Origin of the sequence: Streptomyces sp. NPDC093510 (assembly GCF_040683555.1) — a bacterium.
Taxonomy (GTDB): Bacteria; Actinomycetota; Actinomycetes; order Streptomycetales; family Streptomycetaceae; genus Streptomyces.
The window spans coordinates 253,007-276,739 of sequence record NZ_JBFBEE010000001.1; the positions used below are offsets into that span (position 1 = coordinate 253,007).

At 73.4% G+C, this 23,733-nt stretch carries 21 protein-coding genes; 14 read left to right on the forward strand and 7 right to left on the reverse strand.

Annotated features, from left to right (window positions below; all coding sequences use genetic code 11):
• Positions 1 to 4 precede the first annotated feature (4 nt).
• The 3 genes from AB0N81_RS00985 to hemG all read right to left on the reverse strand — a co-directional run bounded on the left by AB0N81_RS00985 (position 5) and on the right by hemG (position 2,785).
• Positions 5 to 379, reverse strand: coding sequence for an RNHCP domain-containing protein (locus tag AB0N81_RS00985; RefSeq protein WP_365354472.1), 375 nt, complete (start codon positions 377 to 379; stop codon positions 5 to 7).
• Positions 380 to 588: 209 nt separating this feature from the next.
• Positions 589 to 1,317, reverse strand: coding sequence for a hydrogen peroxide-dependent heme synthase (hemQ, locus tag AB0N81_RS00990; RefSeq protein ID WP_365354473.1), 729 nt, complete (start codon positions 1,315 to 1,317; stop codon positions 589 to 591).
• Positions 1,318 to 1,321: 4 nt separating this feature from the next.
• Positions 1,322 to 2,785: a protoporphyrinogen oxidase gene (hemG, locus tag AB0N81_RS00995; protein WP_365354475.1), complete on the reverse strand. Its 1,464-nt coding sequence runs from the start codon at positions 2,783 to 2,785 to the stop codon at positions 1,322 to 1,324.
• Between the two features lie 122 nt (positions 2,786 to 2,907).
• Here hemG and AB0N81_RS01000 point away from each other — a divergent pair, with 122 nt between their 5' ends.
• From AB0N81_RS01000 to AB0N81_RS01045, 10 genes are all read left to right on the forward strand, one after another.
• Positions 2,908 to 3,897, forward strand: coding sequence for a DUF4349 domain-containing protein (locus AB0N81_RS01000; RefSeq protein WP_365354477.1), 990 nt, complete (start codon positions 2,908 to 2,910; stop codon positions 3,895 to 3,897).
• A 38-nt stretch (positions 3,898 to 3,935) separates the two neighbouring features.
• Complete coding sequence (locus tag AB0N81_RS01005; RefSeq protein WP_365354479.1) at positions 3,936 to 5,336, forward strand: FAD-dependent oxidoreductase; 1,401 nt, start codon at positions 3,936 to 3,938, stop codon at positions 5,334 to 5,336.
• A gap of 621 nt (positions 5,337 to 5,957) precedes the next feature.
• Positions 5,958 to 8,120, forward strand: a complete 2,163-nt coding sequence (locus AB0N81_RS01010) for a hypothetical protein (RefSeq protein WP_365354480.1) — start codon at positions 5,958 to 5,960, stop codon at positions 8,118 to 8,120.
• 298 nt (positions 8,121 to 8,418) lie between these two features.
• Positions 8,419 to 9,957 (forward strand): GT4 family glycosyltransferase PelF, encoded by a 1,539-nt coding sequence (pelF, locus tag AB0N81_RS01015; RefSeq protein WP_365354482.1) that lies wholly within the window; start codon positions 8,419 to 8,421, stop codon positions 9,955 to 9,957.
• On the forward strand, positions 9,954 to 11,375 hold the full coding sequence (locus AB0N81_RS01020; RefSeq protein ID WP_365354484.1) for a hypothetical protein: 1,422 nt from the start codon (positions 9,954 to 9,956) through the stop codon (positions 11,373 to 11,375). Before pelF ends, AB0N81_RS01020 begins: the two co-directional genes overlap by 4 nt.
• A 112-nt stretch (positions 11,376 to 11,487) precedes the next feature.
• Positions 11,488 to 12,489, forward strand: coding sequence for an SDR family NAD(P)-dependent oxidoreductase (locus AB0N81_RS01025; protein WP_365354486.1), 1,002 nt, complete (start codon positions 11,488 to 11,490; stop codon positions 12,487 to 12,489).
• Positions 12,490 to 12,536: 47 nt separating this feature from the next.
• Positions 12,537 to 13,250, forward strand: a complete 714-nt coding sequence (locus AB0N81_RS01030; RefSeq protein WP_365354487.1) for a nucleotidyltransferase family protein — start codon at positions 12,537 to 12,539, stop codon at positions 13,248 to 13,250.
• A 7-nt stretch (positions 13,251 to 13,257) separates the two neighbouring features.
• On the forward strand, positions 13,258 to 14,184 hold the full coding sequence (locus tag AB0N81_RS01035; protein WP_365354488.1) for an NAD(P)-dependent oxidoreductase: 927 nt from the start codon (positions 13,258 to 13,260) through the stop codon (positions 14,182 to 14,184).
• Positions 14,181 to 14,849, forward strand: coding sequence for a spherulation-specific family 4 protein (locus AB0N81_RS01040; protein ID WP_365354489.1), 669 nt, complete (start codon positions 14,181 to 14,183; stop codon positions 14,847 to 14,849). The genes AB0N81_RS01035 and AB0N81_RS01040 overlap by 4 nt, the downstream gene beginning before the upstream one ends.
• The gene (locus AB0N81_RS01045) at positions 14,846 to 15,649 is read left to right on the forward strand and encodes an endo alpha-1,4 polygalactosaminidase (protein WP_365354491.1); all 804 of its coding nucleotides are present in this window, start codon (positions 14,846 to 14,848) and stop codon (positions 15,647 to 15,649) included. Before AB0N81_RS01040 ends, AB0N81_RS01045 begins: the two co-directional genes overlap by 4 nt.
• Positions 15,650 to 15,693: 44 nt before the next feature.
• Here AB0N81_RS01045 and hemE read toward each other — a convergent pair whose 3' ends face one another.
• Complete coding sequence (hemE, locus tag AB0N81_RS01050; RefSeq protein WP_365354493.1) at positions 15,694 to 16,767, reverse strand: uroporphyrinogen decarboxylase; 1,074 nt, start codon at positions 16,765 to 16,767, stop codon at positions 15,694 to 15,696.
• Between the two features lie 85 nt (positions 16,768 to 16,852).
• On the opposite strand from hemE, the gene AB0N81_RS01055 reads away from it, so the two are divergent.
• From AB0N81_RS01055 to AB0N81_RS01065, 3 genes are all read left to right on the forward strand, one after another.
• A complete protein-coding gene (locus AB0N81_RS01055; protein WP_365354495.1) occupies positions 16,853 to 17,512 on the forward strand; it encodes a DUF3000 domain-containing protein in 660 nt (219 codons plus the stop codon).
• A gap of 304 nt (positions 17,513 to 17,816) precedes the next feature.
• A complete protein-coding gene (locus AB0N81_RS01060; RefSeq protein WP_016643199.1) occupies positions 17,817 to 18,479 on the forward strand; it encodes a response regulator transcription factor in 663 nt (220 codons plus the stop codon).
• A gap of 78 nt (positions 18,480 to 18,557) precedes the next feature.
• On the forward strand, positions 18,558 to 19,835 hold the full coding sequence (locus AB0N81_RS01065; protein ID WP_365354497.1) for a ribonuclease D: 1,278 nt from the start codon (positions 18,558 to 18,560) through the stop codon (positions 19,833 to 19,835).
• Positions 19,836 to 19,847: 12 nt separating this feature from the next.
• On the opposite strand, the gene AB0N81_RS01070 is transcribed toward AB0N81_RS01065, so the two are convergent.
• From AB0N81_RS01070 to AB0N81_RS01080, 3 genes are read right to left on the reverse strand one after another with little or no spacing between them, the layout of a single operon-like run.
• Entirely contained in the window at positions 19,848 to 20,594 is a 747-nt protein-coding gene (locus AB0N81_RS01070; protein WP_365354831.1) for an SDR family oxidoreductase, read from the reverse strand.
• 32 nt (positions 20,595 to 20,626) lie between these two features.
• Positions 20,627 to 21,619 (reverse strand): alpha/beta fold hydrolase, encoded by a 993-nt coding sequence (locus tag AB0N81_RS01075; protein WP_365354498.1) that lies wholly within the window; start codon positions 21,617 to 21,619, stop codon positions 20,627 to 20,629.
• On the reverse strand, positions 21,616 to 22,587 hold the full coding sequence (locus AB0N81_RS01080) for a zinc-binding dehydrogenase (RefSeq protein WP_365354499.1): 972 nt from the start codon (positions 22,585 to 22,587) through the stop codon (positions 21,616 to 21,618). Before AB0N81_RS01080 ends, AB0N81_RS01075 begins: the two co-directional genes overlap by 4 nt.
• 89 nt (positions 22,588 to 22,676) lie before the next feature.
• On the opposite strand from AB0N81_RS01080, the gene AB0N81_RS01085 reads away from it, so the two are divergent.
• Complete coding sequence (locus AB0N81_RS01085; RefSeq protein WP_365354500.1) at positions 22,677 to 23,624, forward strand: LysR family transcriptional regulator; 948 nt, start codon at positions 22,677 to 22,679, stop codon at positions 23,622 to 23,624.
• Positions 23,625 to 23,733: the final 109 nt, after the last annotated feature.

The window sequence follows — 23,733 nt, forward strand, 5'->3', positions numbered from 1 at the left end:
TCGCTCACAGCGCGCCGAGCCGCTCCAGCGGGAACGGCGGCTGGGCGAGCGGACGCACGGCGAGCCGGGTCAGCGGCAGCACGTTGTCGTCGGCGGCGGTGCGGTTGGCGTGCAGGACACCGCAGTGCGTACAGCGATGGACCAGAACCCACTCGCCATCTCCTCGTACGGAGATGGCGAGTGGTTCCATCCGGGCGCCGCACTCCGCGGCCCGGTCGCCGGGGGTGTCGTCGAGGTGACGGCTCCACAGGCAGTTCGGACAGTGATTGCGGTGGTCGGTGCCGGGGGCGGCCATCGGAACGTCGAGGCCGCAGTGCAGGCAGCGGAAGGACTGGGCGCGTGCTTCAGTGCGCGCCCGCCTTGAGTTGTTGCGGGACATGGCTGGAGTGACTCCTGAGGAGCGATGCGGAAGAGACTGACGTCGAGCTGTTCCGCAGGGCCCTGGGCATACAACACCGGCTTTCTGTCCACGTAAGGGGTCCACGTAAGGGGTCCACGCACGGCGTGGGTTCACGCACGAGAGGCCGGGCCACGTCGGCCCGGCCTCTCGATGAAAACCCGCACCCGGTGGGCGCCACAACCCATTTACTAGGCGAGGCCCGCCACGAGCTCCGCCACGGACTTGCGGCGGCCGGTGAAGAACGGCACCTCTTCGCGTACGTGCATACGGGCCTCGGAGGCGCGCAGGTGACGCATGAGGTCGACGATGCGGTACAGCTCGTCGGCCTCGAAGGCGAGGAGCCACTCGTAGTCCCCGAGGGAGAACGAGGCGACCGTGTTGGCGCGCACGTCGGGGTAGCCGCGGGCCATCTTGCCGTGGTCGGCGAGCATGCGGCGGCGGTCCTCGTCGGGCAGCAGGTACCAGTCGTAGGAGCGCACGAAGGGGTAGACCGAGACGTAGTTGCGGGGCGTCTCGTCGGCGAGGAACGCCGGGATGTGCGACTTGTTGAACTCGGCGGGGCGGTGCAGCGCCATGTTCGACCAGACCGGCTCAAGGCCGCGGCCCAGCTTGGTGCGGCGGAAGAGGTTGTAGGCCTCCTGCAGCTCGTCGGCGGTCTCGGCGTGCCACCAGATCATGACGTCGGCGTCGGCGCGCAGACCCGAGACGTCGTAGGTGCCGCGGACGGTGATGTCCTTGGCGGCGAGCTGGTCGAACAGGTCCTGGACCTCTTCGGCGTAGCCCGCGCGGTTCTCGGGGAGCACGTCGCGCAGCTTGAAGACGGACCACAGGGTGTAGCGGATGACCTCGTTGAGGTCCTTCGCCTTCTTGCCGGCGTTCGGGGTCTTGCCGATGACTTCGGCGGGAGCGTCACTCATGCGGCTATTCTCCTCCGCCGCCGTGCAGGCTCTGCACCGGGGCGCGGGTGAGCTCCTGCACACCCGCGAGGTCGCCGGCCAGCTGGTCGACGGCGGCGTTGGCGCTCGCGACGCAGGCCGGGATGCCCACGCCGTCGTACGCCGCCCCGCAGACCACGAGACCCGGCAGATCGGCGACGTGGGCGCGGACGCGGGCCACTCGCGCGTGGTGGCCCACCGGGTACTGCGGGAGGCCGTCGTCCCAGCGGGTGACGCGGGTCGCGACGGGGGCGGCGGTGAGGCCGGTGGCCTCGCGCAGGTCGTGCCGTGACACGTCGACGAGCTCGGCGTCGTCCCGCTCCAGGACTGCCGTCTCGCCGTACCGCCCGACCGAGGTGCGGAGCACCAGCAGGCCGGGGTCCTGCCGGTCGATCCAGCCCCACTTGCGGCTGGCGAAGGTGGACGCCTTGATCGTGTGCCCGTCGACGGGCGGCACGAGGAAACCGCTGCCTTCGGGGAGGTCGATCTCGCTGCGGCGGTACACGAGGGTCGTGAGGGCCATGGAGGCGTACTCGACGGTGCGCAGCTCGGCGGCGGCGGCGGGCGACGCGGCGTCCAGGAGCTTCGCGGCGGCGGGCGCGGGGAGCGCGAGGACGACGGCGTCGGCTTCGTGGACCTCGCTCCCGGTGACCACGTGCCAGCCGTCTGCCGTGCGCCGCAGCTCGGTGACCGGCGTGTCCGTGAGGATCTCGGCGCCCCGCGCGCGCACCGAATCGGCGACGGCGAGCGGCAGCAGGCCGACACCTCCGTCGATGCCCATGAAGACGGGCCCGGTCTGCTGCTTCTTCGCGGCGCGCGCCTGGATGTCGCGGACGCCCTCGGTGAGGGAGGTGTGGGCGCGCGCCGCCTCGAAGAGCTGCGGGACGGCCGAGCGCATGGAGATGCGGTACGCGTCGCCCGCGTACACCCCGCCGAGCAGCGGTTCCACGAGCCGGTCGACGACCTCACGGCCCAGGCGCGCGGCGACGTACTCACCGACCGCGACGTCGTCGCCGACCTCGGTGGGCGGCAGCTCGCGGTCCCGCTCGATGCGGCGCAGGCCCTCTTCGGAGAGGACTCCCGCCAGGGCGGAGGCGTCGCCGGGCACGCCCATCACGTGCCCCTTGGGCATGGGGCGCAGGGCGCCTCGGGTCCAGATGGCGGCGGTGGCGGTGGCGGGCGGCTGGAGCCGGTCGGCGAGGCCCACCTCGCGGGCCAGGGCGACGGCCTCGGGGCGGCGGGCGAGCATCGACTCGGCGCCGAGGTCGACGCGGACCCCGGCGATCTCGGCGGCGTGCAGCTTGCCGCCGAGCCGCCCGGACGCCTCGATGACGGTTACCCGGCGGCCGGGGTGGGCGGTGAGCAGGCGGTGCGCGGCGGCCAGTCCGGCGATCCCGCCCCCGATGACGACGGCGTGGCCGTTCCCCGTACGTGTGTCCGTTTCGCGCATGCCTCCACTCTCTCAGACGGGCGAGTCCCGACCGTGACCGCATCGGAACCGGTCGGCAACCACCGTTGTGCCCCTCTCCTCCGTCGAAGGAGCATCAGTCCACCGTCTCCGGGGGTACGCCGATGCACGCGTCCAGCACATCCGCTCACCGCACGTTCAGGGCTCTCTCGGGCGTCCTGCTGGCCGTCGCGCTCGCGCTCACGGGATGCACCGCCGACAACGGCGCCGGTGACAGTGACAGCGGCGGCGACGGCAAGGCCGCGGGCCTCGCCCCCGAAGGGAACGAGAAGCCCGGGGAGAACGAGAAGGGCGTCGGCGGCGGCCGGGCGGACCAGTCCGGGAACTCCGGCGCGGGCGACGCCGGCAAACGCAAGCCGCCCGGGCCGGCCGACACCCACGTCATCCGCACCGCGAAGCTCACCGTCCGCGTCAAGGACGTGCCCGACGCGCTCGACGAGGTCCGGCGGATCGCTGAGGACGCCGGCGGCATCGTGGGCGACGAGAACACCTCCCGCGACGGCGAGGGACGCGAGCGCTCCCGCCTGGTGCTGCGCGTGCCGCAGGACGCGTACGCGGACGTCCTCACCTCCCTCGAAGGCACCGGCAAGCTCATCGGCCGGGACGCGAAGGCGCGGGACGTCACCGATCAGGTCGTCGACGTGGAGAGCCGCGTCAAGTCGCAGCGGGCGAGCGTGGCGCGCGTGCGGGAGCTGATGGACAAGGCGACGAAGCTGAGCGATGTGGTCACCCTGGAAGGGGAGTTGAGCACCCGTCAGTCCGACCTGGAGGCGCTGCTCGCCCAGCGGGCCTCGCTGAAGGACCGTACGAGCATGGCGACGATCACGGTCTCACTCACCGAGAGCCGGGCGGCGGCGGAGGCGAAGGACGACGACGACCCGTCGTTCACGGACGCGCTCGCGGGCGGCTGGGACGCCTTCGTGACGGCGCTGCGCTGGGTCGGGGTCGTTCTCGCCGCGGTGCTGCCGTTCGCGGCGGTGGCCGCGCTGCTGCTCGCCCTGTGGCTGCGGGTGGTCCGCCCGCGCCTGACGCGCCGCCCGGCCACGGCTCCCGCGGCCCCGGACGTCCCAGCACGTGAGGGGGGCGACGACTAGCGGGCGTTCGAGGGACCCCGCGCCGTAGCGTGTCCCGTATGAGCAGCACACGAGTGAGCAGCACGCGAGAGCGACTTGTGGTCATCGGGGGCGACGCGGCCGGCATGTCGGCGGCGTCGCAGGCACGCAGGCTGAAGGGCCCCGACGAGCTGGAGATCGTCGCGTTCGAGCGCGGCCACTTCACCTCGTACTCCGCCTGCGGCATCCCCTACTGGGTGGGCGGCGCCGTCGGGGAGCGGGACGAGCTGATCGCGCGGACGCCCGAGCAGCACCGGGAGCGCGCGATCGACCTGCGGATGCGCACGGAGGCGGTGCGGCTCGACGTCCCGGGCCGCCGCGTCCTGGCCCGCGACCTGGAGGCAGGTGAGGAGTACTGGACGTCGTACGACAAGCTCGTCATCGCCACCGGGGCCCGGCCCGTCCGCCCGCCGCTGCCCGGCATCGACGCCCCCGGTGTGCACGGCGTGCAGACCCTCGACGACGGCCAGGCCCTGCTCGACACGCTGACGCGGACGCCGGGCCGCCGTGCCGTCGTCATCGGGGCGGGCTACATCGGCGTGGAGATGGCCGAGGCGCTGGTCGACCGCGGCTACGAGGTCACGGTCGTCAACCGCGGCAAGGAGCCGATGTCGACGCTCGACCCGGACATGGGCTGCCTTGTGCACGACGCGATGACCGGCATGGGCATCGGGATGGTGAACGACGCCGAGGTCACCAAGGTCCTGACGGGTGACGACGGGCGGGTGAGGGCGGTGGCGACGGAGGACGCCGAGTACCCGGCGGACGTGGTGGTGCTCGGTCTCGGCGTACGTCCCGAGACGACGCTCGCCCGCGAGGCCGGGCTGCCGCTCGGCGAGCACGGCGGGCTCCTGACCGACCTGGCGATGCGGGTGCGCGGACACGAGAACGTCTGGGCGGGCGGGGACTGCGTGGAGGTCCTGGACCTTGTGTCGGGGCGCGAGCGGCACATCCCGCTCGGCACGCACGCCAACAAGCACGGGCAGGTCATCGGCTCGAACGCGGGCGGGGGTTACGCGACGTTCCCGGGCGTCGTCGGTACGGCCGTCAGCAAGGTGTGCGACCTGGAGATCGCCCGTACCGGGCTGCGCGAGAGGGACGCGCGGGCCGCCGGCTTCCGGTTCGTGACGGTGACCATCGAGTCGACGAGCAGGGCCGGTTACTACCCGGGGGCGGCCCCGATGACGGTGAAGATGCTCGCCGAGCGGCGCACCGGGCGGCTCCTGGGCGTCCAGATCGTCGGCCGTGAGGGCGCGGGCAAGCGGGTCGACGTGGCGGCCGTCGCGCTGACGGCGCAGATGACGGTGGAACAGATGACGGCGCTCGACCTGGGGTACGCGCCGCCGTTCTCCCCGGTGTGGGACCCGGTCCTGGTGGCGGCGCGCAAGGCGGTGGCGGCGGTGCGGGCGGACCGGGCCTGAGGACGGGACAGGAGGGGCAGGGGGGCAGGGAGGGGCCCGGGGGGGGCAGGGGAGCGTCGGCGAAATCGCACGCCCGTACGGGGGCACGCACCGCCGACTCGCGACGCGCAGGGAAATCGAGGAAGCGCCCCCCACGCGCCCCGAACACGCCCCGTTTCGCGCCCCCCACGAAACCCCGAAATCCCGCTTGCCGTGCAGGTCAGAACGCGCTTGCTACGGAAGAGGAGGAGAACCGCACTCCGCTCGACTTGGCCGATTCGGGCGGTTCGAACAGTTCACGTTTCCCGTCCCACGGGAGCGCGCCCACGATCGATATATGCACCCAACACGCAAGCGCGGCACCGAGGCCCCCAACCCCCTGAGCGGCCACAGCTTCCCGGAATGATCACCTCCGGAAACGGACCACGCCTCACCTGCCCCTCATTCCGCACCCCTAACGGCGTGCCATCTCTTTTCCGCCAGCTTTCACAGAACCAGCACAGACCCCACAAGTGGGCCGCACTATGTGACGCGTCAGAGCGGCACGGATACACACTGCGACGTGTGAACGTGCCGTTGGTGGGCGGGCCTTCAGGGTGAACACACCCCCTCGGCCCGACCGTGGAGGGGACCACACACCGCATGAATCACACCGCACGAGCGGCGGCTCTCGGCGCCGGCGCTCTGCTTCTCGCGCTCTCGCTGCCCGGCGCTCCGGCCGCCGCGGCCGCCGCGGCGCCCCGCGTCGACCTACGCGTCCTGGTGGTGGCCGACGGAGGCCCCGCCACCGCCGCGATCACCGCCGAACTGGCCGCCCAGGGCACGCCGTACACGACCGTCGACCTGCGCAGGAGCGGGCGCCCCACGATCGACAAGGCGTTCCTCGCGGACACCGTGAACGGCCGGGCACGGGCCAAGTTCCAGGCCGTCGTCCTGCCCAACGACAACCCGTTCGAGACGGGTTCGGCGGAGATGGCCGCTCTGGCCGCGTACGAGCAGACGTACGCCGTGCCGCAGGTGGACGCGTACACCTACGCCCGGCCCGAAGCGGGCCTGAAGGCACCGAAGTTCAGCGGGTCGCTCGACGGCGTGAAGGCGCAGGTTACCGCGGCGGGCAGGGGAGGCCCGTTCGGCTACCTCGCGGACCAGGTGCCCTTCGAGGACAACTCACCCACCATCGGCGAGAGTTACGGGTTCCTCGCCGATCCGGCGCCCGGCGCGGACTTCACCAGCTACGTGGACGCGCCGGTCCCCGGCGGCTCCGGGCGCGGCTCGCTCGTCGGCGAGTACCGCCACGACGGGCGGCGCGAGCTCGTGGTCACCTTCGTCTACAACGAGCACCAGCAGCAGTTCCGGCTGCTCGCCCGCGGCATCGTCGACTGGCTGACCCAGGGCGTCCAACTCGGCTCGTCCCGCAACTACTTCGCTGCCCACGTCGACGACGTCTTCGGCGCCGACGACCGCTGGGACAGCGAGCTGAACTGCACGCCGGGCGACGTGGACTGCGCGCCCGGCCAGGGCACGCCCGACCCGATCCGGATGACGGCGGACGACGCCGCGTACGCGGCCCAGTGGTCCAAGGACCGCGACTTTCCGCTCGACATGGCCTTCAACGGCGGCGGCAGCGAGCTGTACCGGGAGGAGTCCGGGGGCGCGGACCCCCTCGCCGACCGGCTCGTCGCCGACCGGTCCGTGCACCGCTGGATCAACCACACGTACAACCACCCCTTCCTCGGTTGTGTCCAGGACGTCGCCACCGTGCCGTGGACATGCGCGAAGAACACCGACGGCAGCACGCGGTACGTCTCCCGCGCCGACATCTCCCAGCAGATCTCCGACAATCGCGGCTGGGGGCAGCGGGCCGGGCTCCCGCTGGTGAACGGGGAGTTGGTCACCGGCGAGCACTCGGGCCTGAAGGTGCTGCCCCAGCAGCCCGACGACAACCCGAACCTCGGCCCCGCCCTGCGGGACAACGGCGTCGGCTGGCTCGGCTCGGACAACTCACGGGACAGGGGCCAGCGCCAGGTCGGCAGCGCCCTGACCGTGCCGCGTTTCCCGATGAACGTCTTCTACAACGCGGGCCGCACCACCGAGCAGGTCGACGAGTACAACTGGATCTACACCCGCGAGGCCGACGGCGGCAGCGGCGCCTGCGAGAACTCCTCCGTCGCCACCTGCCTGCCCGCCCCGCTCGACCCCACCACCGGTTACCAGGACCACATCGTGCCGGTGGAGTCGACGATCGCGCTGGGCCACGCCCTGTCGAACGATCCCCGGCCGCACTTCATCCACCAGTCGAACCTCGCCGAGGACCGCATCGCGTACCCGGTGCTGAACCGCGTCCTCGACACGTACGACGCGCTGTACGCGGACAACACACCGGTGGTCAATCTGCGGATGTCCGACATCGGCGCCGAGCTGCGCTCCCGCGCGACCTGGGAAGCGGCCGTCCAGTCGGGCCGCGTGACGGCGTACCGCATCGGCGACACCGTGACGATCCAGGCCCCCTCCGGAACCGCAGCCCGCGCAACCATGCCCCCCGGCACGAAACAACAACAACTGCTCGGCACCACCACCTTCGGCACGCCCTACGCGGGCCGCACCTCCGGCTGGGCCACCCCGGGCCTGCTCCAGGACCGGGTGACACTCACCCTGCCAGCCGCTCCAGCAGCGGCCACACAGGACGTCACCCCCACCCGCACCACACCCGCGGAAAAGACCCCACCGGTACCGCCCGGCACGACCCGCCACGTAAAACCGGGCACGGCCGGCATCACCCCACCCTCCCTGCCGACACACGACTGACGCTCCCCCGCACCGCCCCTCCCCACGGGCCCCACCGGCGGCCAGAGGCCATCGAGACCGGAGGGGACGTGGGGGTATGTGCGCACGCAGCGCCGAGCACACTCTGGCGCCTTTGGACTTGAGGCACGACGCAGGGACAGCGAGTACGCACATACCGCCGCGGCCCCGCCCACCAACACGCCTATGCCCCGCCCCACATCCCTCACCGCGCACCCGGGCCCCAGGGCCCCACGCCCCCGCACCCGCCCCCGCACCCCGCGCCATCGCGCCGCTCGCATCCCACCCGCGGAGCCCCAAGATGCCCCACTTGCCCACACCCGTGCCGCTCCCGGCACACCCACCCGCCAAGGCCGCGGCACGCCCCCGCGTCACCCTGCTGACCGAAGGCACCTACCCGCACAGCCACGGCGGCGTCAGCGTCTGGTGCGACCAGCTCGTCCGCGGGATGCCCGACGTGGACTTCGGCGTGCTCGCCGTCACCGGCACCGGCGGCGAGAGCCTCGCCTGGGACCTGCCGCCGCACGTGGACGAGCCCGTCTGCCTGCCCATGTGGGGTCCGGCCCCGCCCGGCAACGTCCCACGCGGCCGCCGCGTACGCCAACTCCTCACCTCCTACGAGCGGTTCCTCACCGCCCTGCTCGACCCGGCCGCCGAGGACGGCTTCGCGCCCGCCCTCCACGACCTCGCCCGGCACGCCCGCGACGGCGCCCTGAGCCCGGCCCTGCGCACCGACCGCGCGGTGCGGGTCCTGTCGTCCGTGTGGAACACGCCCGGCCTCGCCACCGCCGGGGCGCGGCCGACGATGCACGACGCCGTCACCGCGACCGGCCTGCTCGAACACGCGCTGCGCCCGCTCGCCGCCCGGCCGCCCGAGCACGGCGTCTGCCACGCCGTCAGTGGCGGCATCGCGGCCCTGCCTGGCCTGATAGCCCGTCAACTGCACGGCGTACCCCTCCTCCTGACGGAGCACGGCGTCTACTTGCGCGAGCGCTACCTCGGCTACCGCACCGGCCCGTACAGCTGGCCGGTGAAGGCCCTGCTGCTCGGCTTCTTCCGGCTGCTCGCCGAGGAGACGTACCGCAGCGCCGCCCTGATCACCCCCGGCAACCGCTACAACCGCCTCTGGGAGGAGCGCGGCGGCGCCGACCCCGCCCTCATCCGCACCGTCTACAACGGCGTGGACCCCGCCGCGTTCCCGCCCGCGGGACCCGAGCCGGACAAGCCCACCCTGAGCTGGGCGGGCAGGGTCGACCCGATCAAGGACCTGGAGACGCTGATACGCAGCTTCGCCCAGGTCAGACAGGAGTTGCCGGAGGCCGGGCTGCGGCTGTTCGGCGGCACACCGCGCGGCGGCGAGGCCTACCGCGAACGCTGCGAGGCGCTGGCCGCCGAGCTCGGACACGGCGACGCGGTGGTCTTCGAGGGCCGCGTCGAGCACATCAAGGACGCGTACGCGGCGGGCAGCGTCGTCATGCTGTCCAGCATCAGCGAGGGCTTCCCCTTCACGCTGATCGAGGCGATGTCCTGCGGCCGGGCCACGGTGTCCACGGACGTCGGCGGGGTGCGGGAGGCCGTAGGGCCGACCGGGCTCGTGGTGCCGCCGCGCGCGCCGGACGCGATGGCGCGGGCCGCGCTCGAACTGCTCCGCGACCCGGCGCGCCGCGCGGCGATGGGCGAGGCGGCGCGGCTCCGCGTGATCGAGCAGTTCACGCTCCGCCAGACGGTGGAGGCGTTCCGCTCGATATACGAGGAGCTCGGCGGCGCCAGGGCCCAACTCGCCCAGGACACCGGCTGGTCGGCGGCGCACGGCGGCGCCGGGGACGAGGTGGCGGGATGAGCGGCCCCCTCCCCCTGAGACCCGGACCCCGCACGCACGAGCCCCGGAGCACCGACGACACCCTCGCCCTGCGCCTGGCCCGCCCGCCGCGCCCCGCCGCCGGCGACGCCCGGTCACGGGTGCGCCCGCGCGTCTCGCTGCGTCCCGCCCGAGCGGACGACCCCGTCGACCGGCTCGCCGCCGAGCTCGCCGAGGACGCCGGGGCCGCCGTGCACCCCTACGAGGTCGCGGCGCTCCTGGAGTCCCAGGGCACGACCGGCGACCGGATACAGGAGACGTATGGGCACCCCGATCTGTTCTCGCTGGCCGACGCCGTCTTCCAACGGGTGCCGCGCAGCCACCCGAAGCCGCCTGTGCCGCCCGACGCGTGGCGGCCCGACCATCTGCGCTGTGCGCTGCGGGGCCTGCTCTTCGCGCTGCCCGGCGCGGCGTATCTGCTGGTGGCGGGCGCGTGGCAGTCGGGCGCCGGGCTGCGCGGCCTGGTCGCCGCAGCCCTGGTGTCCTGGGCCTGGTCCCAGGCGCTGAGCCACCGCGCGTACGTGCGGCTCGCCGTCGGGCGGCACGAGGCGGGGCGGACACTGCTGCTCGGGGCGCCCGCGGGCGTCGTGGCCGCTTCCGGGGCGGGGCTGCTGGCCGCGGGGCCCGGTGCCGCCGCGCTGTTCGCCGTGGGCCAGTCCTGCTATCTGGCGGCGGCCGGGGTGCTGCTGGTGCTCGGCCGCGAGAAGGTGCTCGCGGCCGCGCTGCTCCCCGTGGCGGCGGGCGCCGCGGCGCTGCCGTGGTGGGAGCCCCCGGGTCTCCTGCGCACCGGTCTGCCGCTGCTGACCGTCCTGCTCGCGGCGGCCGCCGCGGGGCACGCGCTGCGCTCGGCGCTGCGCACCGATCCGGCGCCGGGTCCCCTGCCGGGCCCTGCGGGTTCGTTGCCGTACGGCCTGTTCGGGCTCGCGGCCGGGCTGCTGACGCTGGCGTCGGGGCGGCAGGAGCCGTACGCCGTGGTCGTACTGACGCTGAGCATGGGCCCCGCCGAGTGGCTGCTGTACCGCTTCCGGGGACTCGCCGTGACCGCTCTGCACGCGTCGACCACGCCACGGGGTTTCCGGCTGCGTGCTTCCCGCGCGCTGGCCGTGTGCGGCGCCGCCTATCTGGCCATGCTCGCCCCGGGCGCCGTCCTCGTCGACGCCGGCGTGCTCCAACTCCTGCTACTGGGAGCAGTGTTGTGGACCGCGCTGCTTCTGCAGGCGTTCGGGGTGGGCTGGGCGTCCGCCGTGCCCTGTCTGGCAGCCGCGGCCGCCGCCACGGCACTCCCCGCGACCGGCCTCGTGTCCGCGTCCGCCGCGCAGCTCATCGGCTGTACGGCCGCCGCCCTCGCGCTCGCGGCCGTCGCCGTCCACCACTTGGGCAGGCCGACGGCACACCTCTGAGCCGCCTGCCCACGCGCCGTCAGGCGCCGCCCGCGCCGGGCCCTGCCCCCGCCCGCGCGCCCCGCCCCACCCGCGTCACCGCTCCACGCCGTCCCCGTCACCAGGAGGAACCATGACATCCGCACCACTCGTCGCCGTCACCGGAGCAGAGGGCTTCATCGGCTCGCACCTCACCGAGGCCCTGGTCGCGGCGGGCCACCGGGTCCGCGCGATGGCGCAGTACAACTCCTTCTCCTCGTACGGCTGGCTGGAGACGCTCTCCCCCGACGTGCTCTCCGAGGTCGACGTCGTCCTCGGCGACGTCCGCGACCCCGGCTCGGTGCGCGGCCTGGTCGAAGGTGCCGAGACCGTGTACCACCTGGCGGCCCTCATCGCGATCCCGTACTCCTACCAGGCCCCGCACAGCTACGTGGACACGAACGTGACCGGCACGCTCAACGTCCTCGAAGCCGTACGCCACTTGCAGACCCCGCGCCTGGTGCACACCTCCACCAGTGAGACGTACGGCACCGCGCAGACCGTGCCGATCACCGAGGACCACCCGATCAACACCCAGTCCCCGTACGCCGCTTCGAAGGCGGGCGGCGACCGGCTCGCCGACAGCTACCACGCGAGCTTCGGGACGCCCGTGGTCACCCTTCGCCCGTTCAACACCTTCGGCCCCCGCCAGTCCATGCGCGCCGTCATCCCGACGGTGATCGCCCAAGTGGCGGCGGGTTCACGGGAGATCACCCTCGGCGACCTGCGGCCGACCCGCGACTTCACCTTCGTCAAGGACACCGCGCAGGCCTTCCTCGCCGTCGGCACCGCCTCCGCCGACGCCGTCGTCGGCCGCACCTTCAACGCGGGCACCGGCGGCGAGATCTCGGTGGGCGACCTGGTGCGTCTGATCGGCAAGGTGATGGAGAGCGACCTCGACGTGCGCGAGGACGAGCGGCGCATCCGGCCCGCCGCCTCCGAGGTGATGCGCCTGGTCGCCGACGCGTCCCGGCTGCGCGCCGCCACCGGCTGGACGCCGGGACACGACCTGGAACAGGGCCTGGCCCGCACCGTCGACTTCTTCCGCGACCCGGCCAACCTGGCCCGCTACAAGACCGACATCTACAACATCTGACGCCCCGCCACCTCGTCGTCCTCCGTTCCACACAAGGGAGTTCTGCCATGCACGCAGTCATCCTCGCCGGCGGCAAGGGCGTCCGGCTCCGGCCGTACACCACCGCGCTGCCCAAGCCGCTCGTCCCGATCGGCGACCAGCACGCCATCCTGGAGATCGTGCTGCGCCAGCTGGCGAGCGCCGGCTTCACCAGCTGCACCATCGCCATCGGTCACCTCGGCCACATCATCCGCGCCTACGTCGGCAACGGCTCCCGCTGGGGTTTGCGCGTCGGCTACTCCACGGAGGACAGCCCGCTCGGCACCATGGGCCCGCTCCTGACGATGATGGACCGGCTGCCCGAGCACTTCCTCGTGATGAACGGCGACATCCTCACCGACCTCGACTACGCCGACGTCCTCACCACCCACAGCGGCTCCGGGGCGCCGCTGACCATAGCCACGTACGCGCGTCAGGTGCGCATCGACTTCGGCGTGCTCACCACCGACTCGGAGCGCGTGGTCGCCTTCACGGAGAAGCCGAGCATCGACTACCGCGTCTCGATGGGCGTGTACGGGGTGTCGCGCGACACGCTCAGCTCCTACACGCCGGGCCTGCCGCTCGGCTTCGACGAGGTCGTCCTCGACCTCCTCGAGTCCCAGACCCCGCCGCACGCCTACGACTTCGACGGCTACTGGCTCGACATCGGCCGCCCCGACGACTACGACCGCGCCAACGCGGAGTTCACCACGCACCGCTCGCTCCTCCTCAAGGGAGCGTGAAGGGGCCGTGCGCATTCTCGTCCTGGGCTCCACCGGATACCTGGGCGGGCACATCACGGAGCGGCTGCGCGCCCTGCCGGGCGCGCGGCTGCTCCGCGGCGGCCGCGCCCCCGTGGACGACCTCCGGATCGACCTCGCCACCGTCGCGCCCGATGTACTCGCCGAGCAGCTCGCGCGGACCGCGCCAGACGCGGTGGTCAACTGCGCGGGCGCGGTCGGCGGCAGCGCGACGGCCCTCGCCGAGGTCAACGCCCGTGGCCCCGCGGTCCTCTGCGAGGCGTTGCACGCGGCGGTGCCGACCGCGCGCCTGGTGCACCTCGGCTCGGCGGCCGAGTACGGGCCGACCGCCGTCGGCGAGCGGACCCCGGAGGACTCCCCCGCCCGCCCGGTCGCGCCGTACGGAGCGACGAAGCTGGCCGGCACGCTGGCCGTCGTCGGCTCCGGGCTCGACGCGATCGTGCTGCGGGTCACGAACCCGGTGGGGCCGGGGGCGTCCCCCGCCGGTCTGCCGGGCCGCCTCACCGCCGAGCTGAGCCGCGCGGTGGCCCGGACCCCGCACGGCACGGTGCGGGTCGGCGACCTGTCCGCGCACCGGGACTTCGTCGACACCCGCGATGTGGCACAGGCCGTGGCGCAGGCGCTCGCCCTGCCGGGGCGGCTGCCGCGCCTGGTCAACATCGGCAGCGGCCGGGCGGTGCCCGCGCGCGACCTGGCGCACGGTCTGGCCGGCGCGGCGGGCTTCACCGGGCGCGTCGAGGAGGCCCTCGGCAAGGTGGGCCGCTCCACGGCGGTGCCCTGGCAGTGCGCCGACATCGGCGCCGCGGAATGGGAGCTGGGCTGGCGGCCGCGGTTCACCCTGCGGGAGTCGCTGGCCGCGCTCTGGGAGTCGGACGGCGCCCCGCACCCGGTGCGGACCGCCGGGGAGCCGCGATGACCCTGCTCGTCCCGCTGTACGTCCACCCGGCCGCGGACCCCGCGGCGTGGCGGGCGCTCGTGGCGGCGGCGCCCCGGCTGTACGGCGTCGTCCTGAACGCCGCCGACGGTCCGGGCGCGGCCCCCGACCCGGCCTTCGCCGACGCGGCGCGGATGCTGCGCGCGGCGGGGGTGCGGGTCCTCGGGTACGTCGACACGGCGTACGGGAAGCGGCCGACGGCCGACGTCACCGAGGACCTGGAGCGGCACCGCGCCTGGTACGAGGTGGACGGCTGCTTCTTCGACCGGGTGGCTCCCGGCCGGCGCGAGCTGCGGCAGTGCCGGCGGCTGGTTCGCTCGGCGCGGGGCAGGGGCGCGCGGACGGTGGTGCTCAATCCGGGCGTGCATCCGGCGCCCGGGTACGCCCGCGCCGCCGACCTGCTCGTCACGTTCGAGGGGCACTGGTCGACGTATCTGCAGTCGTTCGACGCCCCGCCCTGGACGGCCCGGTACTCCCCCGAGCACTTCTGCCACCTCGTCTACGGCGTGCCGCCCGCGCTGGCCCGGCTGGCCGGACGCACCGCCGTGCAACGCGGCGCGGGGGTGCACTGCGCGGCGCCGGGCGCGGGTCCCAACCCATGGATGGTGCCGCCGGTGCCGCCGGGCGGGATCGAGGGCGCGCCGTGACGTCGCGCCGCCGGTTCCTGCTGCCGCTGTCCGCCGTGGTCCTGCTGCTCGCCGCCTGCTCGTCGGCCGCCCGGCAGGACGGCGGCGGCCCTGCGGAGCGCTGGCGGCCGCGGCCGGGCACCGCCTGGCAGTGGCAGCTGGACGGCCGCGTCGACCCGCGTGTGGACGTGCCGGTCTATGACATCGACGGGTTCGAGAACCGCCGGTCCGACGTGGCGCGGCTGCACCGCGAGGGGCGCCGCGTGATCTGTTACGTCAACGCCGGTGCCTGGGAGTCGTTCCGCCCGGACAGCGGGGACTTCCCGGCGTCCGTGCTCGGCCGCCCCAACGGCTGGAAAGGCGAACGGTGGCTCGACATCCGGCGTCTCGATGTGCTCGGGCCGCTGCTCGCGGCGCGTTTCGACATGTGCCGCCGCAAGGGGTTCGACGCCGTCGAACCGGATCTCCTCGACGGCTATCTCAACCGCACCGGATTCCCGCTGACCGCACGCCACCAGCTGGCCTTCAACCGGCTGATCGCCCGCCTCGCGCACGAGCGCGGCCTGTCCGTCGGCCTGAAGAACGACCTGCCGCAGATTCCGCAGCTCGTCGACGTCTTCGACTTCGCCGTCAACGAGGAGTGCGCGCAGTACGGGGAGTGCGCCTCGCTGACACCGTTCGTGCGGGCGGGGAAGGCGGTGCTGCACGTCGAGTACGCCGTGCCCGGCGAGAAGTTCTGTGGGCAGGCCCGCCGCCTCGGCCTGTCCTCGATGCGCAAGAAGCTGAACCTCGACGAGTGGCGCGAACCCTGCCCCCGCTGAAAATGGTCCCCGCCCGAGCGGGCAGGGACCATTTTCGGACTTTTTCAGACAGCCGTGCGCGTGTGCACGTACTCCACGAGGCGGGTCAGCGCCTCGGGGTCCGTGCTCGGCAGGACGCCGTGCCCGAGGTTGAAGATGTGCCCCTCCAGGCCCTTCGCGGCGGCGAGCACCTCGTCGGTCTTCGTCTCGACGGCCTCGCGCGTGGAGAAGAGGACGGCCGGGTCGAGGTTGCCCTGGATCGCCTTGCCGGGGCCCACGCGGCGCGCGGCCTCGTCCAGCGGCACCCGCCAGTCGGCGCCCACGACATCGGCCCCGGCCTCGCCCATCAGGCCGAGCAGCTCGCCGGTGCCGACGCCGAAGTGGATGCGGGGCACGCCGTACGAGGAGACGGCGTCGAAGACCTTGGCCGAGGCGGGCATCACCGAGCGGCGGTAGTCGGCGGGCGACAGCGCGCCCACCCACGAGTCGAAGAGCTGCACGGCGCTGGCGCCCGCCTCGATCTGCACCTTCAGGAAGGCGGCGGTGATCTCCGCGAGGCGGTCGAGCAGGTCGGCCCAGAGCTGCGGGTCGCCGTACATCAGCGCCTTGGTGTGCTCGTGGTTGCGGCTCGGGCCGCCCTCGACGAGGTAACTCGCGAGGGTGAAAGGCGCGCCGGCGAAGCCGATGAGCGGCGTCGAGCCGAGCTCGGCCGTCAGCATCCCCATCGCCTCGGTGACGTAGTGGACGTCCTCCGGCGTGAGGTCCCGCAGCTGCGCGAGGTCGGCGCGCGAGCGGATGGGGTTCTCCACGACGGGCCCGACGCCCGGCTTGATGTCGAGGTCGACGCCGATGGCCTTGAGGGGGACGACGATGTCGCTGAAGTAGATCGCCGCGTCGACGTTGTGGCGGCGCACGGGCTGCAGCGTGATCTCGGTGACGAGGTCGGGCCGCATGCAGGACTCCAGCATGGCCGTGCCCTCGCGCACCTTGCGGTACTCGGGAAGTGAGCGCCCCGCCTGCCGCATGAACCAGACCGGCGTGTGCGGCACGGCCTCGCGCCTGCACGCCTTCATGAACGGGGAGTCGTACGTCGCTGTGTTCTGCCGGCCCTCGGGGCGACGGCTGTCATTGGCACTCACGCGGAAAGTCTCGCACGTTGACCGGGAACCCCCTGACGGGTGTCTCTCCCTGCGCGAAGGCGCCGTTCCCCTTAACCTTCCCCGCATGGCTGCGGCTCAGGGACAACGGTCGGACGGCGCTGGCGAGATGGAGAGTTCGGAGGGGAAGGTGGCGGATTCGGCTCCGTTGCCCTTCCGCACGGCGGTCGACGCGCTGCGGGAGGAACGGCTGCGGCCGGAGATCGAGATCGATCCGACGCGGCCGCCGCAGCGCCTGGCGCCGTACGCGTACGCGTTGGAGGCGGCGGTCGTGGACGGCGAGGAGGATCTCGCCGACGGGCGCCTCGTGCTGCTCCACGATCCGTCGGGACACGACGCGTGGCAGGGCACCTTCCGGCTCGTCACGCTCGTACGGGCGGAGCTCGAACCGGAGATGGCGGCGGATCCGCTGCTGCCGGAGGTGTGCTGGTCGTGGCTGACCGGAGCGCTGAGCGCGCGGGGGCTCGCGGCGGGTGAGGCGAGCGGCACGGTGACGCGCGCGGGCTCGCACTACTTCGGGGGCCTCTCCGAGCGCCCCCCTGCCTCACAGATCGAGATCCGGGCGTCGTGGACTCCACGGGAGGGCTCCGGCGGGGTGCCGGACACGGGGGCGCATCTGGCGGCCTGGTGCGATCTGCTCTGCCAGGTCGCGGGGCTGCCGCCCGCCGGGCACGGGGACGGGTCCGTGGTCTCGCTGCCACAGCGACGGGGCCCGCTCTCCCCTTGAACGACCGGACACCCGCACATCCGGACACCCGTACGTGCGGACACCCATACGTGCGGACACTTCTTCCCCCGCGGCTCCGTGCCGCGGGGTTTGTGCTGAGTGGGGTCACCCGGAAGAGGGCACGTTCGGTTTGATCTTCGGATGATCGAGCGCATGTCCGAATTGCCCGAATTATTGCTCACCAAATCGTGATCATTCCCTAAAGGCGGCAGGGATTGGTGCCGAAGAGGTTTGTGACCTTGAAAGCACGGTTCGTCCCGGCTTCATCCCCGAGCCGGTCCCGTCCCCCCACCCAGGAGGCCTGGTGTCCGTTCTCCTCGAGCAGCCCGCAAGCCTGGTCGCCTACCGCCCGAACAAGCCGACCGCCATGGTCGTCGTGGCCGACCCCCGCGTCCGTTCCACCGTCACCCGCCACCTGTGGGCGCTCGGTGTACGCGACGTCATCGAGGCCTCGTCCATCGCGGAGGCTCGTCCCCGCATCGGCAACCCCCGTGACATCTGCGTCGCAGACGTCCACCTCCCCGACGGCTCCGGCCTGACGCTCCTCTCCGAAACCCGTGCCGCGGGCTGGCCCAACGGCCTCGCCCTCTCCGCCGCCGACGACATCGGCGCCGTACGCAACGCCCTCGCGGGCGGCGTCAAGGGCTACGTCGTCACCGGCACCCGTACGAACGTCGGACTCCCCACCCGTCCCGGCGCGGCCCCCATCGGCTCGGCCGCCGCCCGCATGCACCGTCGCCCTCCGGGCACCCCGAGCCACCCCGGCGGCTACCGAGAGCTGTCGGGCCGTGAGGTCGAGGTGCTTCGTCTGGTCGCGGAGGGCCAGTCCAACAAGGCCATCGGAGTCTCGATGGGCCTGTCCGCCCTGACCGTGAAGAGCCACCTCGCCCGGATCGCACGCAAGCTCGGCACGGGTGACCGGGCCGGGATGGTGGCGGTCGCCCTGCGCACCGGCATCATCCACTGACTGATTTACACCCCTCGCGCGCCCGTCGACGGAACGTTCCGTCGACGGGCGCTGTCCATACACAGATACCCTTGACAGGTGACCGACGCCCAAGAGACCGCAGCAGACAGCTCACTGCGAACCACCGGAGGCGGCCCTCCGGACGACGACGGCCTCGCACCCGAAGGGCTGCCGATCCCCCTGCTCGAGCCGCGTGACGGCATTCCGCCGGTGATCGCCGACGAGGAGTCCCTCGCCGAGACCGTCGCCGCCTTCGCCGCGGGGTCAGGACCCGTCGCCGTCGACGCCGAGCGCGCGTCCGGCTACCGGTACGGCCAGCGGGCCTATCTCGTCCAGCTCCGCCGCGAGGGAGCGGGCACCGCTCTCGTCGATCCCGTCGCCTGTCCCGACCTCTCCGGCCTCGACGAGGCCATCGGCGGCACCGAGTGGGTCCTGCACGCCGCCACCCAGGACCTGCCGTGCCTGCGCGAAATAGGCATGATCCCGTCGAGCCTCTTCGACACGGAGCTCGCGGGCCGCCTCGCCGGGTTCCCGCGCGTGGGGCTCGGCGCGATGGTCGAGAGCGTGCTCGGCTACGTCTTGGAGAAGGGCCACTCCGCCGTCGACTGGTCGACGCGCCCGCTCCCCGAGCCCTGGCTGCGGTACGCCGCGCTGGACGTCGAGCTCCTCGTCGACCTGCGCGACGCGCTGGAGAAGGAGCTCGACCGGCAGGGCAAGCTGGAGTGGGCCCGCGAGGAGTTCGACGCCATCGCCTCCGCGCCGCCCGCGCCGCCCCGCAAGGACCCCTGGCGCCGCACGTCCGGCATGCACAAGGTGCGCCGCCGCCGGCAGATGGCGGTCGTACGGGAGCTGTGGACCGCCCGCGACCGGATCGCGCAGCGGCGTGACGTGTCCCCGGGCAAGGTGCTCAGCGACGGAGCGATCGTCGAGGCTGCGCTCGGGCTGCCGCCCAACGTGCACGCGCTCGCCGGTCTGAGCGGCTTCGGACACCGCATGGGACGGCGTCAGCTGGAGCAGTGGCAGGCCGCGGTCGACCGCGCCAAGGCGCTGCCCGACGCCGAGCTCCCGCAGCCCGGACAGACGGTGAGCGGGCCTCCGCCGCCGCGGTCCTGGGCGGACCGGGACCCCGCCGCCGCGGCGCGGCTCTCCGCGGCGCGGGCGGCCGTCTCGGCGATCGCCGAGCGGCTGAACATGCCGCAGGAGAACCTGATCACTCCGGACACGGTCCGGCGCGTCTGCTGGGAGCCGCCGGCCCGGGTCGACCAGGAGAGCGTGGCGGAGGCGCTGGCCGGGCACGGGGCGCGCCAGTGGCAGATCTCCCAGGTCACCCCGGCACTCGTCACGGCACTCTCCTGACGGCTGCGGCTGTCAGGCGGGGACGGCTCCGACGAGGCCGCCGTCGACGACGAGGTCCTGGCCGTTGACGTAGGACGCGTCGGGCGAGGCGAGGAACGCCACCGCCGCCGCGACCTCTTCCGGGCGTCCGAAGCGTCCGGCGACGATCCGGCCTGTGACGGCCGCCGCCTCCGCCTCGGTCAGCGCGTCGGCGGGGTACATCGGGGTGTCGATGTAGCCGGGGCTGACGGAGTTGACGCGGATGCCGCGCGGGGCGAGCGCGGCGGCGAGGGTCCTGGCCAGGTTGTGCGCGGCGGCCTTGGTCGCCGAGTAGAGGGTCAGGACGCTGTTGCCCCGGTGGAGGGTCCAGGAGGCGTTGATGACGATCGCGCCTCCGTCCGCCAGCAGGGGCAGCGCCTTCTGGACGGTGAAGAACACGCCCTTGAAGTTGACGTCGACCCCGTGGTCGAAGTCCTGCTCGGTGATGTTCTCGAACGGCAGGAACATGCCGGTGCCCGCGTTCGCGAAGAGGGCGTCGAGGCGGCCGTGCCGGTCCCGGACGGTCTCCATCAGCGCGTCCACCGCGCCCAGGTCACCGGTGTCGGCGACGATCCCGGTCGCGTCGGGCCCGAGCCGGCGGACGGCGGCGTCCACCCGCGCCCGGGTGCGGCCGGTGACGACGGCGTGGGCGCCTTCGGCGACGAGGCGGTGCGCGGTCGCCAGACCCATGCCGCTGGTGCCGCCGGTGATGAGGACGGTCTTCCCTGTGAAGCGGTTCATGGGGTGGTTCGCGGGGTGGTTCGTGGGGCGGCTCATGCCGGTGCTCCCGTCAAGGTGTGCGTGAGGTGGTCGCCGAGGCGGGGCAGCCAGTCGGGGCGGGCGTTGCCGAGGAGGTGGTCGCCGTGGGGGACGGACAGGTACGTGCCGTGGGGTGCCAGGCGGGCCAGGGGCTCGCCGTTCGTCACGCCGGGGATGACGTCCCGGCCGCCGTCCACGACCAGCAGCGGGGCCGCGATGCGGGGCGCCAGGGCGGCGAGGTCCACATGGTGGGCGAACGCGCGGGCGGCGTCGGCCCCTCCGGTGCGCCGGGCCATGATGTCCCGTACGGGCGTGGGCAGTTCCTCCCAGTCGAGGCGGAAGGGTCCGCTGACGGTGGCGACGGCCGCCACACGCGGTTCCAGCGCCGCGGCCCGCGCCGCGAAGTACCCGCCGAGACTCAGGCCGACGAGCCCGATCCGGGGCACGTCAAGGGCGTCGACGACCCGGCCCACGACGCGCTCGTAGTCCGGCACGAGGGCCGAGGTGGCCGCGAGCGCGCCCTGTCCGGGGCCGTCCATCGCGAACACCGCCAGGCCCCTCGCCAGCAGCGCCGACACCAGATCGAGGAACTCCGCCTTGGCCGAGTCCAGGCCGGGGACGACCACCACGGTCCCGGGTGCGTCACGGGGTCCGCGCAGCCAGCCGTCGAAGCCCTCGCCGCTCACCCGCCGGGCGTCCGGCTCCAACAGTGTGAGCGCCCGGCCCAGGGCGCGGTCGGCCTCGGCGGCGGCGTGGTGCGCCTCCGCGTACGGCGCCAGGGTGGCCAGGTGGAACCATCGGGCCGCCGTCAGCAGGTGCTCGCCCGCGGAGCGGGGTGATGCCGCGTCCTGCGCGCGTCGCAGGTGGCCGCGTCCGGTGCGGACGAGGGACGGCCCCCAGCCGGCGACGGAGGCCAGGCCGTCGGTGACGCGCCGGTACTCGTGGGGGTCGACGCCCGCGCCGGTGGCACGTGTCCACTGGGCAGCGGCGAAGTCGGCGGCGCTCATCGTGTTTCTCCGGTCATGCGTGTTCCTCCGGTCATGCGTGTTCCTCCGGTGGGTGCTCCTCCGGTCAGCAGGACGGCCTTGCCGCGTATTCGGCGTTCGCGCAGGTCGACCAGGGTGGTGGCGGTCTCCGTCCAATGGGCGGTGCGGCCGATCTCCGGGTGCAGGCGGCCCTGTTCCACCAGGCGCACCAGAGCCGAGAGGTCGGGGCCGTACGGGGCGCCCGCGTAGTGGAAGTGCTGGATGGTGACGCGCTCGGGGCCCTCCCGGAGCCGGAAGAAGTCGAGAGTCGCCGGAACGCGACTGGCCTGGCCGAACCAGACGAGCAGGCCGCCCGGCCGCACCTTCGACAGGGCGACCGGCAGATCCGGCCCGCCCGTGGACTCCAGCACGACGTCGAACGGCCCCCGCGCCGCCTCGACCTCGTGCACCACCCGCGCCCCCAGCGCGGCGAGCCGCTCGCCGCGCTGTGCCGTGGCGGTCACCGCGGTCAGGTCGGCTCCGGCGGCGACGGCCAGCTCGGTGACGTAGTGGCCGACGCCGCCGGAGGCGCCGGTCAGCAGCACCCGCAGGCCCGCCGGGGAACCGGCCGTGCGCAGCAGTCGCAGGGCGGTGATCCCGGCGAGCGGCAGGGCCGCGGCCCGTGCGCTGTCGACGCTGTCCGGGAGCACCGCGAGGGAGTGCGTGGGAACGGCGGCGTACTCGGCCCAGCCGCCCTGCGCCGGGTGTCCGACCACGCGGGTGCCGATGCCGGGGCCGGAGCCGTCGGCCGCCGCCTGTACGACGAGCCCGGCGACGTCCTTGCCGGGCAGCAGTCCCGGCCGCGGGTCTTCGAGGAGGAAGGTCTCGCCCCGGTTCGGCGCGAACGCCTCGACCTTGATCAGCGCCTCGCCGGGCTTCGGTACGGGCTGTGGGGCCTCGGCGAAGGCGACCGGGCGCGCCGCCTCCCCCGTGGGAATCAGTCTCTGCATGGTGGGGATGCAACCCTCGCGGCCGCCCGGAGATCCAACAACGGACGAGCACAGCCGACAACTGTTGGTTGTCGCCTATGGTGAGGGCCATGGATCTCGACGTCGCGCAGGTACGTGCCTTCGTGCGCACCGCCGAGGAACTGCACTTCGGGCGGGCGGCGGGGACGCTCGGCATCTCCCAGCAGGCGCTGTCCAAGAGGATCGCGCGGCTCGAGTCCCTGCTCGGCGCCGACCTGTTCCTGCGTGGCGGCAGCGGAGTGCGTCTCACCGAGGCCGGGCGGCGTTTCCTCGCGCCGGCCCGGCGGACCGTGGTGGCCGCCGACGCCGCTGTCGCGGAGGTCGCGGCGGTCACGGGGAGAGCCCGGCCGCTGCGCGTGGACGTCTGGGGGCACCTCTACGCGCCGATGCGGACGCTGGCGCGGGTCGCGGGGCGGGCCGGGGAGCTGGTGCCGGGGCACGGGCGGGATCTGCCGTCGGTGACGGCCGCGCTCCTCAACGGCGACATCGACGCGGCGTTCGGGCGGGCCCACCCCCCGCTGCCCGCCGGTCTCGCACACCGCCTCGTCCGCCTCGAACCGGTGGACGCCGTGCTCGGCGCGGACCACCCCCTTGCCGATGAACCGGCCCTGCGTCCGGACCAGTTGGGCGGCAGCATGCTGTGGGCGCCCGCCGCCCTTGACCGGCTCGACTTCCTCCACCGGTTCGCGGAACGGTTCGGCGTCCGGCACACGGTGGCCGGCGTCAATCTGGGGCTCGCCCACTTCCTCGCCGAGGTGGCACGGGAGCCGGACCGCTTCTCGCTGGTGCCCGCCGACGCGCCGCTGCCGGAGGTCCCGGGGCTGCGGTCGGTCCCCCTGGTCGACCCCACGCCGCTGTACGCGTGGTCGCTGCTGTGGCGTTCCGGGGACGGGCACCCGGGTCTGACGGCCCTCGCCGCCGCGTGCGCGGAGGAGGCGGGGCGGAGCCGGTGGCTGGAGTACGACCCGGCCCGCGACTGGCTGCCCGAACCGCCCGCGGGCGGCGTCGGCCCAGTGTGACCTTCGCCTCGCCCCGGCGGCACCGGACAGCCCTTGGCCACATAGTTACCGACAAGTAGCATGGCCTCAGGAAGCGCGCCGCAGGCGTGGCGCAACCGCACCCTGGAGG